Origin of the sequence: Streptomyces sp. PU-14G (assembly GCF_041028275.1) — a bacterium.
Taxonomy (GTDB): Bacteria; Actinomycetota; Actinomycetes; order Streptomycetales; family Streptomycetaceae; genus Streptomyces.
The window spans coordinates 1-15,022 of sequence record NZ_JASKYT010000016.1; the positions used below are offsets into that span (position 1 = coordinate 1).

Sequence of the window (15,022 nt, forward strand, 5' to 3'; positions counted from 1 at the left end):
TCCTCGSYCTCGCGGGCCRCCCCGTCCCGCCCCGCGACCGCCCCCGACGGCGACGGGGAACGCGGCTCCCGCGGCGAGCGGGACGGCGGCCCGGCGCGGAGCGAGACGGCGGCCGGGAGCACGGCGGCGGCCGACCAGGAGTCCGCAGCCGAGCAGGAGGTGCTCGCCCTGGTCAACCAGGAGCGCGCCAAGGCCGGCTGCCGGCCCGTGAAGGCCGACGGAGACCTGGCCGCGCTCGCCGGCGGCTACAGCGCCGACATGGCACGGCGCGGTTTCTTCTCCCACACCTCGCCCGACGGCAAGAGCCCCTGGGACCGCGCGGAGGCCGCGGGCATCACCGACCTGGGCGGCGAGAACATCGCACGCGGCCAGGCGAACGCGCGCTCGGTGATGGACTCCTGGATGGGCAGCCCGGGCCACCGCGCGAACATCCTCAACTGCGACTACCGGACGCTGGGCGTCGGCGCGCACTTCGCCGAAGGCGGCCCCTGGTGGACACAGGACTTCGGCTTCTGACCCGGAGCCGCCCGGCCGCTGCGCGGTAGCGCGGGGCGGGCGCGCGGAGGCTACGCGCGGGCCGGGCGCGGGCGCGGTGCACGCTGGCAGCGCGGGCAGAAGTAGCTGGAGCGGTTCATCCACGCGCTGCGGCGCATCGGGGTGCCGCAGCGGCGGCAGGGCTCGTCCTGGCGTCCGTAGGCGTCCAGGGAGCGCTCGAAGTAGCCGGACTGGCCGTTGACGTTCACGTAGAGGCTGTCGAAGCTGGTGCCGCCCGCGGCCAGCGCGGCCGTCATCACGTCCCTCACGTGCCCCACCAGTTCGGTGGTCTGCGCCCGGGTCAGGGTGGCGGTGGGCCGGTCGTAGTGCAGCCGGGCGCGCCACAGCGCCTCGTCGGCGTAGATGTTGCCGACGCCGCTGATCAGGGACTGGTCGAGCAGGGCGCGCTTGATCGTCGTGCGGCGGCGGCGCAGGGCGGCGTGGAGGGCGTCCTGGTCGAACGCGGGGTCGAGCGGATCGCGGGCGATGTGCGCTATCACGTCGGGGAGGCCGTCCTCGGACGCCGGGTGCAGCGAGAGCCCGCCGAACGTGCGCTGATCGACGAAGCGCAGCTCACCCCCTTCCGTGTCCTCGAAGGTGAACCTGACCCGCAGATGCCGTTCGTCGGGGGCGGTGGCGGGCTGGACGAGGAGCTGGCCGCTCATCCCGAGGTGCGCGAGGACGGCGTGCGCCCCGTCGTCGACGGGCAGCCACAGGTACTTACCGCGCCGCATGGCCGCACCGATGCGGCGGCCCGCGAGCCGGCCGGTGAAGTCCAGCGGCCCGGCGACGTGGCGGCGGATGGCGCGCGGATGGAGGACCTCGGCGGCCGTGACCGTACGGCCGCTGACCCAGCGCTCCAGGCCGCGGCGGACGACCTCGACTTCCGGCAGTTCGGGCACGGCTCCTCCAGGCGGTAGGCCCCGCTGTACCGGGGGCGGGAACGCCTCACGGCCGCCCCCGGTCGGGAGCGGCCGTGTGGCGCGGTTCGTGGTGCGGTCGAATACGAGCGGCGCCCCGGCCGACCCCGGCCAAGGGTGCCCGGCGCGCTCAGCGGGGAGCGGTGGTGTCCTCGCTCGGCTCGCCGCGCTGGCCGTCCGGCACCGGGGTGCCACCGTCCTGCGCCGCCTGGCCCTCGGCGGGCCGGCCGACGCTCTTCGCCGGCTCCGCGGCGCCCTTCACCGGCTTGCCGGCCTCCGCACCGGCGACGGCCGCGGCCTCGCCGCGGGCCGAGATGGCACGCCAGGCGGCCTCCGCGGCCTGCTGCTCGGCTTCCTTCTTGCTGCGTCCTGTGCCGGTGCCGTACGCGACACCACCGACGCGGGCAGCAGCCGTGAAGGTCTTCTCGTGGTCGGGGCCCGTCTCGGAGACCAGGTACTCGGGGACACCCAGACCCTCGGCGGCCGTCAGCTCCTGGAGGCTGGTCTTCCAGTCCAGTCCGGCGCCCAGGTTGGAGGAGCGCTCGATCAGCGGGTCGAAGAGGCGGTGCACCAGTTCGGAGGCCGCCTCCAGCTCCTGGTCGAGGTAGACGGCACCGATGACCGCCTCCAGGGTGTCGGCGAGGATCGAGGCCTTGTCACGGCCGCCGGTCCCCTCCTCGCCCCGGCCGAGACGGATGAAGGCGCCGAGGTCGAGACCCCGGGCGACGCCCGCCAGCGCCCGCGAGTTGACCACCGCGGCCCGCAGCTTCGCGAGCTGGCCCTCCGGGAGGTCCGGGTGCATGCGGTAGAGCGTGTCGGTGACGACCAGGCCGAGGACCGAGTCGCCGAGGAACTCCAGGCGCTCGTTGGTGGGCAGCCCGCCGTTCTCGTACGCGTAAGAGCGGTGCGTCAGCGCGCGCACCAGAAGGGCGGACTCCAGCTTGTAGCCGAGCCGCCCTTCCAGAACCGCGTGGGACGAGGCCGCGTCCACCAGCTCCGCGGAATCCCCTCCCTTGCCGGGAGCGGTGTTCTTCGGAGTACCGGCGTGGGACATGAAGCCTGTCACCCGCCGATCAGACCTCGAGGACCTGACGCTTGTTGTAGGTGCCGCAGCTCGGGCACGCGATGTGCTGCTGCTTGGGCTCGCGGCAGCGCTCGCACTTCACCAGGGTCGGGACCGCAGCCTTCCACTGCGACCGGCGGTGGCGCGTGTTGCTGCGCGACATCTTCCGCTTCGGAACAGCCACGGCTACTTCTCCTGTGAGTCATCCCCGTCGGTGCGGGGCTCGTTGTCCTGCTCGCCGTCCTTCATGGTCTCGGCGAGATCCTGCAGTGCCGCCCACCGGATGTCGACGGCATCGTCGTGCCGGTGGTCGGGCTCGTCCGCCAGCTTGGCCCCGCACTCGGGGCACAGGCCGGGGCAGTCCGCGCGGCACACCGGCTGCAACGGCAGTGCGAGCACCACCGCGTCACGCAGCACGGGTTCGAGGTCGAACAGGTCGCCCTCGAGGAGGTACGTCTCCTCGTCGTCCTCGCCCTCGCCGGGTTCCGCCACCGGGCGGCCCCGTTCGTCGGCGTCGGGATAGGAGAACATCTCCTGGAAGTCCGCTTCGACGCGTTGGTCGAGCGGCTCCAGACACCTTACGCACTCCCCCGTCAGCGGCGCACGGGCGGTGCCCGTGACGAGCACCCCCTCCATGACCGACTCCAGCCTCAGGTCGAGCTCGATCGTGGCCCCTTCCGGCACCTTGACGAACTCGACCCCCAGCTCACCGGGGGACTCCACCTCGCGGGTCAGCCGCTTCATCGCACCAGGACGTCGCCCCAGCTCGCGTGTGTCGAACACGAGGGGGGAGCGGGCGTCGAGGGGGGTGTTCAGGGCGTCCTGCTTTCTACGGTGGGGCTGCGGCCGCGCGAGTACTCACGACCGAAGAGACAGGATACGTGACGGCTCCCCCATGACCCAATCGGCGCCCTGATCCGCCGGCGCCCCCGGGCCACGGGCCGGTGCCGAACCCGTGCGGCCGGCTCAGCCGCCGTGCCCGTGGCGCTGCTCGTACGCCCTGACCTGCTCGATGTCGATCATGCTCGTGTCGAACAGGCTGGTCTCGTCCAGCTGCGCCTGCGGCTGCTGCTGCTGCGCCTGGTAGACGGGCTGCTGGGCCTGCTGCGCATAGTACGGGTCCTGCTGCTGACCGTAGCCGTAGGGGTCCTGCTGCTGCGGGTAGTACGCGTTCTGCTGGGCGTACGCGGCGTAAGGGTCGTGCTGCGGTACACCACCGTCGTAGGGCGACGGCTGCGGCTGCTGTGCGTAGTACGGGTCCGCGGCGGGCGGCGGGGACTGCGGCTGCGGCGGCATGTGCGGGGGCTGCGGCGGCTGCGCCTCCTGCATCGGTTGCATCGGCTGCTGCATCGGCTGCGCCGGGTCGTGGCCCGGCAGCGGGGCGCCCCCGTGCGCGGATTGCCCCCCGGCGGCGGCCTGGGCGGTGTGGGCGAGCCCTGCCAGGTAGTCGGAGTCGCTGGCGTGCGCCGCGTAGCCCTCCGCCCCCTCCTGGGCCGCCATGTGGGCGGCCAGCTCGTCGACGGGCTCGTGACCGCGCAGCTTGAGACGGCCGCGGCCGACGGACTCCAGCGTCTTGGCGAGCACCGCCGAGACCGAACCGAGCCGGGCCTGGACATAGTCGTCCGCACGGCGCTGCAGCTCACGCGGGTCAGCGGTGCGCTCGGGAGCGTCCTGCGCGTACTGGTCGCCCCACTCCTCGGCGCCGGGACCGCTGCCCAGCAGCTTCTCCCGGCCGCGGTCGACCGAGCCGATCGTCTTGGAGAGGACCACCTCGAAGTTGGCGAGCTTGCTGTCGACGTAGTCGTCCGCCTCGACGCGGATCTCCTCCGCCTCCCGGCGCGCCTCGGCCAGGATGCGGTCCGCCTCCTGCTGCGCGTGGCGGGCGACCTCGGTACCGGTCACCAGCGAGGCGCGCTCGGCCTGGGCCGTCTCGATGATGTGCTGCGCCTCCTGACGGGCACCGGCCACCACCTGCTCACGGTCGCCGAGCACCTCGCGGGCCTCGGCGAGCGAGCCCGGCAGCGCCTGGCGCACCTCCTCCAGCAAGGCGAGGAGTTCGGCCCGGTTCACCACGCACGAGGCGGACATGGGCATCGAGCGCGCGCCGTCGACGGTCGCGACGATCTCGTCGAGTTTCTGCTGTACGTCCACAGTGGCGACTGTACGGCCCGTCAGCGCCGACTCGTCACCCCTTCCACGGGTTCCACGGGTTCCGTCCCCCTGGAAGGGCCGTCAGCGCTTGCTCAACCGCTCGGCCAGCGCCGCGTTGACGGTCTCGGGCACCAGGTGCGAGACGTCACCGCCCCAGGCGGCGACCTCCTTGACCAGGCTGGAGGAGAGGAAGCTGTAGGTCGGGTTCGTCGGCACGAAGAGCGTCTCGACACCGGAGAGGCCGTTGTTCATCTGCGCCATCTGCAACTCGTAGTCGAAGTCGCTGACCGCGCGGAGCCCCTTGACGATCGCCGGGATCTCCCGGTCCTTGCAGAAGTCGACGAGAAGGCCGTGGAACGCCTCGACCCGCACGTTCCCGAAGCTCTCGGTGACCCGCTGGATCAGGTCGATCCGCTCGTCGACGGAGAAGAGGCCCTGCTTCGACTTGTTGATCATCACGGCCACATGCACCGTGTCGTACAGGCGGGAAGCGCGCTCGATGATGTCGAGGTGGCCATTGGTGATCGGGTCGAAGGACCCCGGACAGACGGCGCGGCGCACGGGCACTTCCTCGCTCTCCTCACAGCGGGCCCCATGTCCCGCTTCAGGTGGTCTCAGCATGACGCGGGGGTAACTTCCCGCGCGGCGGCGCGACCGTACCAAAGCGTTCCCTCGCCGTAACGACGGGACCGCAGCCCCTCGAAACCCTCCGGCCAGCGGAACTCACCGCCCCTGGTGCTGCGCTCCACGGTGGCCAGCGCATCCCCGGCCAGCCAGTGCCCGTCCCGGAGTGTGAGCAGTATCTCCCTGAGAGCGTCGTCCGTCACCGCGTACGGCGGATCGAGGAACACCAGGTCGTACGGGTGCTCCGGCGGCTCCCCCGCCACGGTCTGGGCCGCCTTGCCCACACGCACCTCGGCTCCCGGCAGTCCGACCGTGCGCACGTTCTGCCTGATCGTGCGCACCGCCTTGGCGTCCGGCTCGACCAGCAGCGCGTGCGCCGCGCCGCGCGAGAGTGCCTCAAGACCGACGGCACCGGAGCCCGCGTACAGGTCCAGCACCCGCAGCCCCTGCCATGCGGCGGCGCCGCCCAACTGGGCCTCCCAGCTGGAGAACAGGCCCTCGCGGGCCCGGTCCGAGGTCGGGCGGGTGCCCGTGCCCGGCGGCACGGTCAGCCGTCGGCCGCCGGCGGCTCCGGCGATGACGCGGGTCATGGGTGACGGTCCTTCGCAGACGGGGACTTCGCGGATGGGACTTCGCAGCTGGGTTTCGGATACGAGCCCTCAGAGACGGGATCTTCTCCGGCTCCGGGTGCTCCAGGTGCTCCAGGATCCCACGCGGGGCGACGGGCGCCCTCCCGGCGGCCCTCAGCCCTTGTCCAGGTACTCCTCGCGTTCGGCGTCCAGCAGGGCGGCCAGGGCCGTGCGCAGCTCGGGATGGCTCTCCAGGCCGGGATCGGCGGCGACCACGCCTGCCGCCTCGTCGCGGGCCTCGGCGATGATGTCCTCGTCGTCGATGACGGCGAGCATCCGCAGCGAGGAGCGCACCCCGGACTGCGCCTGCCCCAGCACGTCGCCCTCCCGGCGCTGTTCGAGGTCGATGCGGGAGAGCTCGAAGCCGTCGAGGGTGGCGGCGACGGCGTCCAGCCGGGTGCGCGCGGGGCTCTCCGGCGGCATGTCGGTGACGAGCAGGCACAGGCCGGGGGCCGAGCCGCGTCCGACGCGACCGCGCAGCTGGTGAAGCTGCGAGACGCCGAAACGGTCGGCGTCCATGATGACCATGCCGGTGGCGTTGGGCACGTTCACACCGACCTCGATGACGGTCGTGGCCACCAGCACGTCGACCTCGCCCGCGGCGAACCGCCGCATCACCTCGTCCTTCGCCTCGGGCTGCATCCGCCCGTGCAGCGCCTCCACACGCAGCCCGGCCAGCGGGCCAGCGGCGAGCTGCGCGGCGATGTCGAGGACGGCCAGCGGGGGCCGCTTCTCCTCGCCGTCCCCGTCCTCCTCCGCCTCCGGCTCGTCGACCTCTTCCAGCTCGGCGGCGCGCTTCCCGCGTGCGCCCGGTGCCTTGTCCTCCTCGTCGTCGCCGATGCGGGGGCAGACGACGTACGCCTGGTGTCCGGCCTCGGCCTCTTCCCTGACCCGCTCCCAGGCGCGGGAGAGGAAGTGCGGCTTGTCCCTGGCGGGGACGACGTGGGTGGCGATCGGGGAGCGTCCGGCCGGAAGCTGGTCGAGGACGGAGATCTCCAGATCGCCGAAGACGGTCATGGCCACCGTCCTGGGGATGGGTGTCGCCGTCATCACCAGCAGGTGCGGCGGCTGCTTGCCTTTGGAGCGCAGCGCGTCGCGCTGCTCGACACCGAACCGGTGCTGCTCGTCCACCACGACCAGTCCCAGGTCGTCGAAGGTGACCTTGTCCTCGATCAGCGCGTGGGTGCCCACCACGATCCCGGCCTCGCCGGTGGCCAGGTCCAGCAGGGCCTTCCGCCTGGCGGCGGCGCCCATGGAGCCGGTCAGGAGCACCACCTTCGTGCCCTGCTCGGCGCCGCCCAGCATGCCGCCCTCGGCGAGCTCGCCCATCATCTCGGTGACGGACCTGTGGTGCTGCTGGGCGAGGACCTCGGTGGGCGCGAGCATCGCCGCCTGGCCGCCCGCGTCGACGGTGGCGAGCATGGCGCGCAGCGCCACCATCGTCTTGCCGGAGCCGACCTCGCCCTGGAGGAGCCGGTGCATGGGGTGCTCGGTGGCCAGGTCGGCGAAGATCTCGCGGCTGACCCGCTGCTGCCCCTCGGTGAGGGTGAACGGCAGCCGCGCGTCGAACGCCTCCAGCAGCCCGCCGGGGGTGGGGCGGCGCGGCACGGCGGGCAGTTCGGTCTCCTTGGCGCGGCGCCGGGCGAGGGCGACCTGGAGGACGAACGCCTCGTCCCACTTGAGGCGGGAGCGCGCCTGGCCGATATCGGCCTTCGTGCGCGGGCGGTGGACCTTCTCGAACGCCTCGGGCAGCGGGATGAGCCCGCGCTGGGTGCGGAGCGCTTCGGGCAGCGGATCGGCCAGCCCGCGCCAGCCGGTGGCCTCCAGCGCCGTCAGCAGCGTGGAGACCGACTGCTCGATGTTCCAGGACGTCAGCTGCCGGCACGCCGGGTAGAGGGGCAGCAGCGCGTTCGCGAACCGCTCCACCGTCTCCTGGTCGCTCTCCTCGTCCAGCAGTTTGTAGTCGGGGTGGGAGAGCTGGAGCTTGCGGTTGAACACCCCGACCTTGCCCGCGAACATGCCGCGCTTGCCGGGCAGCAGCTCCCGTTGGTGGTAGTGGACCGAGCGGCCGAAGAAGACGAGTTGGAGTCGGCCGCTGCCGTCGGTCAGCGTGACCTCCAGGCGCTGTCCCTTGCCCCGGTTGAACTTGTGCACCCGTGCGTCGTGGATGCGGGCGACGACCGTGACGTGCTCGTCCAGCGGCAGGTCGGACAGCCGGGTCAGCTCTCCGCGTTCGGCGTATCTGCGCGGGTAGTGGTGCAGCAGATCGCCGACCGTGTGCAGGCCGAGGTGGTCCGCCATGGCCTTGGCGGTGTTGCCGCCGAGCAGTGCCTTGAGCGGTTCTCGGAGCGGTTCGCTTCGCGTCGTTTCTGTCGAGGGCACGGCACCATCTTGGCGGACAGGTGTGACAACGTCCGTGTCACTCGCCAGGAGCGCCGAGGTCGCGGCCAGGACTGCGGCCGGTCACGGCGCCCCCACCCCGCACTCCATCCGCATCCCGCGGTAGCGCTTACTCGACGCCGATGAGCAGCGAAGCGTCGTGCTGCCTTCCCTCGTAGACAACGGTGTCGACGGCCAGGTGACCGGCGCGTACGTAGGCCTCCAGCTCCGTGGCCAGGCCCCGCGGCGCGTGCGCGCCGAGGACGAGGGTGACCAGCTCTCCCCCGGGCGCCAGCATCCGGGCGAGCACGTCCTTGGCGACCTGGGTGGTGCCGTCTCCGATGAGGGCGACATCGCCTTCGACGAGCCCGAGCACGTCACCGGCCTGGCAGACACCGGCGGAGGTCCACGCCTGGCGGGTGGCGAGGGTCACCTCGCCGTACCGGGTCGCGCCGGCTGCCGAGGTCATCGTGACGACGTCCTCGTCGAAGCGGCGGTCCGGCTGGTGCACGGCGAGCGCGGCGAGTCCCTGCACGGCGGCGCGGGTGGGGATGACGGCGCATCGGATGCCCTCGGCGCGGGCGGCGTCGGCGGCGCGCGCCGCGACGGTGTGGAGTTCGCCGCCGTTGGGCAGCAGCGCCACCTCGCCGGCGCCTGTCGCCCGCACCGCCGCGAGCAGCGCGTCCTCGTGGGCGGCCTCGGGAGCGGGCAGGGCGCGCGCGCCCGCGTCGCGGCACAGCGCGGCCAGCCCCTCACCCGGCACGACGGCGACGACGGCGCGCCGCCCTGCCGCCGTGCCGGGCGCCGTGCCGGGCGCCTGGTCGTCCTGCGGCGCGCCCTGCGTCGCGGGCAGGTGGGCGATACGGATGCGGTACGGACGTCCGGCGGCCAGGCCCGCCTCGACGGCCGCTCCGGCGTCGGCGACGTGGACGTGGACGCTCCACAGCCCCTCGCCTCCGCCGATGACCAGGGAGTCGCCGAGCGGGTCGAGGCGGCGGCGGAGCGCGTCGAGGGCACCGGGGTCGTCCGCTTCGAGGAGGTACATCACCTCGAACTCGGAGCGGGAAGGCGCGGGCTCCCCGCGTGCAGGGCCGCAGGGCGCCCCCGGCGCCGCAGGCACGGCCGACTCGGATGCCCCGGACGGCCCGGGTGACTGCTCAGACACCTCGGACGACTCGAACGCCCCGGACGACACGAACGCCTCGGACGACTCGAACGCCTCGGACGGCCCGGGTAGCGAGGGCGCCTGCTCCCCCAGCGCCGCCCACAGCGCCCCCAGCAGGGCGGTGAGTCCCAGCGCGCCCGCGTCCACGACGCCCGCTCGGGCCAGCGCGGGCAGTTGCCCGGGGGTGGCGCTCAGCGCCTCGTGCGCGGCGGCGGCCGGGTCGCCGCCCGCCTCGGCCGCGTCCGCTGCCGCCGCGGCCACCGTCAGCATCGTGCCCTCCACGGGGTGGGCCACGGCGGCGTGCGCGGCCCGGGCGGCGCCGCGCAGCACGGCGGCCAGATCGCCGCTCTCGGTGCGGCCCCGCGCCATGCCTCGCAGGTACTCGGCGAGGATCGTGCCCGAGTTGCCCCGGGCGCCGAGCAGCGCGGCGCGCGCCATCGCGCGCAGCATCAGGCCCCCGTCGGCCTCGTCTCCGGCGGCGGGGGGCACCTGGGCTGCGGGGACCGCCTCCGTCGCGGCCTCGAAGGTCAGGCACAGGTTGGTGCCGGTGTCGCCGTCGGCGACCGGGAAGACGTTGATGGCGTCCATGCGCGCGCAGTGGGCGCGCAGTGACTCCCGGCCGAGGACGCACCACCGGCGTACCGCGGCGGCGTCGAGCGGTTGCGGCACGTGACGGGACCTCCTCTTGGGGAGCGCGGGCCCCTGGGCGCCGGTGCGGACGGAGGGGCGCTCGGGGAGGCTGTTGTGGGGGAAGGCTAGTGCGGCTCCGGGCGGAAGCCCAGGTCGGGGCCGGGGTGGAGGGGGCTGGTTTCCCTGTTCGAGACCGGCCGTTGTATGCTGCTCCGGTTGCCTGATCCGGATGGTTTGTTCCGGTCGGCGACGATCTCCCTGGCGCGCCCGGTCACTCGTGGTCCCGCGTCGCCGGGATTCACCGTACGTGTATCTGAAGTCTTTGGAGTGACCCGTGGCTGCGAACTGCGACGTCTGCGGCAAGGGGCCGGAGTTCGGCAACAACATCTCCCACTCGCACCGCCGCACCCGCCGTCGCTGGAACCCGAACATCCAGCGCGTGCGTGCCGTGGTCGGCGGGACGCCGAAGCGCCTCAACGCCTGCACCTCGTGCATCAAGGCCGGCAAGGTCTCGCGCTGACGTCACCGACGTAACCGCGCGGCCCACGCCGAGCAGAACGAAGAACCGGCCCGCTGCGAGCGGGCCGGTTTTCTGCGTGCGCACGGAGCGCTGAGAGCGCACGGAGCGCTCCCAGCACTGCGTGCGCTCCCAGCACCCCGTGCGCGCTCTCAGCGCTCCGCCAGCCGCCAGCCGTGGTGCACCGGGCCGAGCCCGGCGCCCAGCGGGAAGCCCGCCTCGATCGCGCCCGTCGTGTACTCCTTCGCGGCGCGCGCCGCGGCCGGCACGTCCAGTCCCTTGGCCAGCGACGCGGCCAGTGCGCTGGCCAGGGTGCAGCCGGTGCCGTGGGTGTGCCGGTTGTCGCGGCGCGGGGCACGCAGCCAGTGTTCCCGCGTGCCGTCGGTGAGCAGGTCGACGGCCTCGCCCGGCAGGTGGCCGCCCTTGATCAGAGCCCAGCGCGGCCCGTGGGCGAGCACGGCGGTCGCCGCCTCGCGCATGCCGTCCTCACCCGTGACCTGGACGCCGGTGAGCTGGGCCACCTCGTCCAGGTTGGGGGTGACGACGGTGGCGACGGGCAGCAGCTTGGAGCGGACCGAGTCGAGGGCGTCGCCGGCCAGGAGCGAGTCCCCGTGTTTGGAGACCCCCACCGGGTCGACGACGACGGGAGCATCGGTACCGGACAGGAGTTCGGCGACGGTCTCGACGAGCGCCGCCGAGGCGAGCATGCCCGTCTTGACGGCCTGCACCCCGATGTCGTCCACCACGCTGCGGTACTGCGCGCGGACGGCCTCGACGGGCAGTTCCCAATAGCCCTGCACCCCCAGGGAGTTCTGCGCGGTGACGGCGGCGATCACGCTCATGCCGTGGGTGCCCAGCGCGAGCATGGTCTTGAGGTCGGCCTGGATACCGGCGCCGCCGGCGGAGTCGGATCCCGCGACGGTCAGTACCAGCGGCGGCCTGCCGGGGCGGGGGTTCACATCGTCCATGGCACAGACGGTACTCAGCCGTCGATGTCGTCCGAGAAGTGGTCCCAGCCACCCGTCCTGGTCCAGGGCGCACCGTCGACCGTCACGTGGGGCAGCGCGGAGGGGGCGAGGACCTCGCCGATGACCCGCCAGCGGGCGGGCAGCTTCTGCTCGCGGGGGAAGGTGGCGACGATGGCGTGGTCCTCACCGCCGGTGAGCACCCACTGCAGCGGGTCGACGCCGACGGCCTGCCCGATGTCGGACATCTGCGCGGGGACGTCGAGGTCGGCGGAGCGGATGTCGATGCGGACCTTGCTGGCCTCCGCGATGTGCCCGAGGTCGGCCACCAGCCCGTCGCTGACGTCGATCATGGCGGTGGCGCCGAGTCCGGCGGCTGCCGGGCCCGCGTGGTAGGGGGGTTCGGGGCGCCGGTGGGCCTCGACGAACGCGCGAGGGGAACGGAAGCCGCGGGTCAGGACGGCGTGCCCGGCCGCCGACCAGCCCAGCCACCCGGTCACGGCCACGACGTCGCCGGCGCCCGCGCCCGAGCGGGTGACGGGGTCGGTGTTGCGCAGGTCGCCGAGCGCGGTGATGGACATCACGACGCTGTCGCCGCGCACCACGTCGCCGCCGACCACCGCGGCGGAGGCCACCTGCGCCTCGTCCCGGATGCCGTCCATCATCTCGGTCGGCCAGTTGGCGGGCAGGTCGACGGGGACGACGAGGCCGAGCAGCAGGGCCGTGGGGTAGGCGCCCATGGCCGCGATGTCCGCCATGTTCTGGGCCGCCGCCTTGCGCCCCACGTCGTACGCCGTCGACCAGTCGCGGCGGAAGTGCCGCCCTTCGAGGAGGACGTCCGTGCTGGCCACGACCCGCCGATCCGGCGCGGCCACCACCGCCGCGTCGTCCCCCGGGCCGATCCGTACGGCGGTCGTGGACGTCAGACGGGAGGTCAGCTCCCGGATCAGTCCGAACTCGCCCAGCTCCCCCACGGTCCCCTTGGCCCGCTCCCGCACCGGGCCGTGGGGGGCCTGGGCACCGGAGGGTGAAGACCCTGGCGCGGTACCGCCGTTCAGATCACGCATTGCTGTGCCCCTTTTCGCTTCCGTCGTTGCTCGCGCGCCGGTCGTGCGCGGATGGTCTGCCGTGCGCGGAGGTCCCCCGCCCCCGCCCCCCTCGTACGCCGTCGGTGCGGCGTGTCGCGCCGCGGTAGTGCGCCGCCTCGCCGCCACGAGGGCGGCCCGGTGGTCTCCCGGCGGCGGGGTCGACGCGGTACGGTGGCGTCTCTCTCTCGCCCCGCATGATCCTCGCGGCCCCCTGGGAGGTTCCGTGGTACAGGCGTACGTCTTGATTCAGACCGAAGTTGGCAAAGCTTCGACCGTCGCGGAGATCGTCTCCAAGATCCCCGGCGTGATCCAGGCCGAGGATGTAACGGGTCCGTACGATGTGATCCTGCGCGCACAGGCCGACACGATGGACGATCTCGGCCGCATGGTGGTCGCCAAGGTCCAGCAAGTGGAAGGCATCACCCGCACTCTGACCTGCCCCATCGTCCACCTCTGAGCCCCCCGTATGCTCGCCCGGTGAGGATTCGACGCCGGGCATGCCCTCGTTCCGTTCCCGTCCGTTACATCGCCGCCTGCGGCCTGGCCGCCGTGGCCGCCTCCGCCTGTTCGGTCACCGGGGATGCCGGACCCACACCCCCCAGCCCCTCCGGCAAGACCGCGCAGGCGTGCCGGACGCTGCACGACGCGCTGCCCGAGAAGGTCGTCGGGCAGCAGCGTGGCGAGACCGATCCCGCCTCGGACTACACGGCCGTCTGGGGTGATCCCGCCATCGCGTTGCGCTGCGGGGTGCCACGGCCCGCCAGGCTCACGCCAGGCAACGAAGAGTACAACCCCACCACCGAGGCGGCGGAGGTGAACGGGGTGTCCTGGATGATGGAGAAGCGGGACGACGGCTACCGCTTCACCACCACGGAGCGGGCCGCCTACATCGAACTGACCGTCCCTGACGACTACGCCCCCGAGGTGAGCCCGCTGGCCGACCTCAGCGAAGCGGTCAAGCGTTCGGTCCCCAAGAAGGAGAGCTGAACGCCCGCACGCGGCCCGCCGCCGTCGGGCGGTCGTGCGCCTGGACGCGGTCCCGCCGAGCGCCTCACCGCGGGTCGGACACGCGCGGGGGCGCGGGCCTCGGAGCGGTTCACCGCGGGCCGGTCGAACAGTTCAGCTCAGGCCGGTCGAGCGGTTCACCGCAGGCCAGCCGAACAGTTTCGCCGCAGGCCAGCCGAACAGTTCAGCTCAGGCCGGTCGAGTAGTTCACCGCAGGCCGGTCGAGCGGTTGAGCGCCGCCTGGATGAGGCGGTCCACCAGCTCCGGGTAGCTGACGCCGGTCTCCTGCCACATGCGCGGATACATGGAGATCGGTGTGAAGCCCGGCATCGTGTTGATCTCGTTGATGACGAACTCACCGTCCTCGCCCAGGAAGAAGTCGGCCCGCACCAGCCCCTCGCAGGAGGCCGCCTCGAAGGCCGCCACGGCCAGCTCGCGCACCCGTGCCGTCTGCTGCTCGGTCAGCGGCGCGGGAACGATGCCGGAGGCCGAGTCGATGTACTTGGCCTCGAAGTCGTAGAAGTCGTGGTCGCTGACCGGCGGGATCTCCGCGGGGACGCTGGCGCGCGGTCCCTCCTCGAACTCCAGGACACCGCACTCGATCTCCCGGCCGCGCAGCAGCGACTCGACGATGATCTTGGGGTCGTGGCGCCGCGCGACCTCCACGGCGTCGTCCAGTTCACCCAGGCCACCAACCTTGGTGATGCCCATCGAGGAGCCCGCCCGCGCCGGCTTGACGAAGACCGGCCAGCCCTGCTCGGCAGCGAAGTCGACGATCTTCTTGCGCGCCGCCGCCGGATCCGTCTCCCACTCGCGGGGCCGCACCGTGACGTAGGGGCCGACCGGCAGCCCGAAGGAGGTGAAGATCCGCTTCATGTACTCCTTGTCCATGCCGACCGCCGACGCCAGCACACCGGCGCCCACGTACGGCACCCCCGCCAGGTCCAGCATCCCCTGGAGGGTGCCGTCCTCGCCGTAGGGACCGTGCAGCACGGGGAAGACCACGTCGACCTCGCCCAGCGTCTTGGGGACCTGGCCCGGCTCCGTGTGCACGACCTCGCGGCTCGCCGGCGAGACCGGCAGCAGCACGCCGCCGGTGTCCGACTCGGCCAGCTGCTCGACGCTGGGCAGGCTGCGGCCCTCGATCGCCATGCGGGCCGGATCGTCGGCGGCCAGCGCCCAGCGCCCGTCCGCGGTGATACCGATGGGCAGCACCTCGTACTTGTCACGGTCGATGGCGCCCAGCACAGCGCCGGCCGTCAGGACGGAGATCTGGTGCTCTGAGTTGCGTCCGCCGAAGACGACGGCGACTCGGGGCTTGGGGGCGGGGCTCTGGCTGCTCATAACGCTGG

General features: G+C 72.8%; 16 protein-coding genes. 4 read left to right on the plus strand and 12 right to left on the minus strand.

Going from position 1 to position 15,022, the window contains the following annotated elements; translation table 11 throughout:
• Positions 1 to 516: CAP domain-containing protein (locus AB8Z75_RS03615; RefSeq protein WP_369199877.1), on the plus strand; the 516-nt coding region annotated here is incomplete at its 5' end.
• Positions 517 to 566: 50 nt separating this feature from the next.
• Here the strand turns inward: AB8Z75_RS03615 and mutM are convergent.
• The 9 genes from mutM to AB8Z75_RS03660 all read right to left on the minus strand — a co-directional run bounded on the left by mutM (position 567) and on the right by AB8Z75_RS03660 (position 10,134).
• On the minus strand, positions 567 to 1,436 hold the full coding sequence (mutM, locus tag AB8Z75_RS03620; protein WP_369199878.1) for a bifunctional DNA-formamidopyrimidine glycosylase/DNA-(apurinic or apyrimidinic site) lyase: 870 nt from the start codon (positions 1,434 to 1,436) through the stop codon (positions 567 to 569).
• A 148-nt stretch (positions 1,437 to 1,584) separates the two neighbouring features.
• Positions 1,585 to 2,508, minus strand: coding sequence for a ribonuclease III (gene rnc, locus AB8Z75_RS03625; protein WP_369199904.1), 924 nt, complete (start codon positions 2,506 to 2,508; stop codon positions 1,585 to 1,587).
• A gap of 19 nt (positions 2,509 to 2,527) precedes the next feature.
• Positions 2,528 to 2,701: a 50S ribosomal protein L32 gene (rpmF, locus tag AB8Z75_RS03630; RefSeq protein WP_016470089.1), complete on the minus strand. Its 174-nt coding sequence runs from the start codon at positions 2,699 to 2,701 to the stop codon at positions 2,528 to 2,530.
• 2 nt (positions 2,702 to 2,703) lie between these two features.
• Positions 2,704 to 3,261 (minus strand): DUF177 domain-containing protein, encoded by a 558-nt coding sequence (locus AB8Z75_RS03635; protein ID WP_369199879.1) that lies wholly within the window; start codon positions 3,259 to 3,261, stop codon positions 2,704 to 2,706.
• 222 nt (positions 3,262 to 3,483) lie between these two features.
• Positions 3,484 to 4,668 (minus strand): cell division initiation protein, encoded by a 1,185-nt coding sequence (locus AB8Z75_RS03640; RefSeq protein WP_369199880.1) that lies wholly within the window; start codon positions 4,666 to 4,668, stop codon positions 3,484 to 3,486.
• 81 nt (positions 4,669 to 4,749) lie between these two features.
• Positions 4,750 to 5,229, minus strand: coding sequence for a pantetheine-phosphate adenylyltransferase (coaD, locus tag AB8Z75_RS03645; protein WP_369199905.1), 480 nt, complete (start codon positions 5,227 to 5,229; stop codon positions 4,750 to 4,752).
• 53 nt (positions 5,230 to 5,282) lie between these two features.
• Positions 5,283 to 5,882 (minus strand): 16S rRNA (guanine(966)-N(2))-methyltransferase RsmD, encoded by a 600-nt coding sequence (rsmD, locus tag AB8Z75_RS03650; protein ID WP_369199881.1) that lies wholly within the window; start codon positions 5,880 to 5,882, stop codon positions 5,283 to 5,285.
• 153 nt (positions 5,883 to 6,035) lie between these two features.
• Complete coding sequence (gene recG / locus AB8Z75_RS03655; protein WP_369199882.1) at positions 6,036 to 8,303, minus strand: ATP-dependent DNA helicase RecG; 2,268 nt, start codon at positions 8,301 to 8,303, stop codon at positions 6,036 to 6,038.
• Between the two features lie 127 nt (positions 8,304 to 8,430).
• A complete protein-coding gene (locus AB8Z75_RS03660) occupies positions 8,431 to 10,134 on the minus strand; it encodes a DAK2 domain-containing protein (protein ID WP_369199883.1) in 1,704 nt (567 codons plus the stop codon).
• Between the two features lie 295 nt (positions 10,135 to 10,429).
• Here AB8Z75_RS03660 and rpmB point away from each other — a divergent pair, with 295 nt between their 5' ends.
• Positions 10,430 to 10,615, plus strand: a complete 186-nt coding sequence (rpmB, locus tag AB8Z75_RS03665; protein WP_016470082.1) for a 50S ribosomal protein L28 — start codon at positions 10,430 to 10,432, stop codon at positions 10,613 to 10,615.
• Between the two features lie 149 nt (positions 10,616 to 10,764).
• Here the strand turns inward: rpmB and thiD are convergent, their stop codons facing one another.
• Both thiD and AB8Z75_RS03675 read right to left on the minus strand, forming a co-directional pair.
• A complete protein-coding gene (gene thiD, locus AB8Z75_RS03670) occupies positions 10,765 to 11,580 on the minus strand; it encodes a bifunctional hydroxymethylpyrimidine kinase/phosphomethylpyrimidine kinase (protein ID WP_369199884.1) in 816 nt (271 codons plus the stop codon).
• Positions 11,581 to 11,594: 14 nt separating this feature from the next.
• Positions 11,595 to 12,644, minus strand: coding sequence for a thiamine-phosphate kinase (locus AB8Z75_RS03675; protein WP_369199885.1), 1,050 nt, complete (start codon positions 12,642 to 12,644; stop codon positions 11,595 to 11,597).
• 244 nt (positions 12,645 to 12,888) lie between these two features.
• Here AB8Z75_RS03675 and AB8Z75_RS03680 point away from each other — a divergent pair, with 244 nt between their 5' ends.
• Positions 12,889 to 13,122 carry an Lrp/AsnC family transcriptional regulator gene (locus AB8Z75_RS03680; protein WP_114015926.1) on the plus strand — a complete coding sequence of 78 codons (234 nt, stop codon included), beginning with the start codon at positions 12,889 to 12,891 and terminating at the stop codon, positions 13,120 to 13,122.
• A 20-nt stretch (positions 13,123 to 13,142) separates the two neighbouring features.
• Positions 13,143 to 13,652, plus strand: a complete 510-nt coding sequence (locus AB8Z75_RS03685; RefSeq protein WP_369199886.1) for a DUF3515 domain-containing protein — start codon at positions 13,143 to 13,145, stop codon at positions 13,650 to 13,652.
• A gap of 225 nt (positions 13,653 to 13,877) precedes the next feature.
• Here the strand turns inward: AB8Z75_RS03685 and AB8Z75_RS03690 are convergent, their stop codons facing one another.
• A complete protein-coding gene (locus AB8Z75_RS03690; RefSeq protein WP_369199887.1) occupies positions 13,878 to 15,014 on the minus strand; it encodes a D-alanine--D-alanine ligase family protein in 1,137 nt (378 codons plus the stop codon).
• Positions 15,015 to 15,022: the final 8 nt, after the last annotated feature.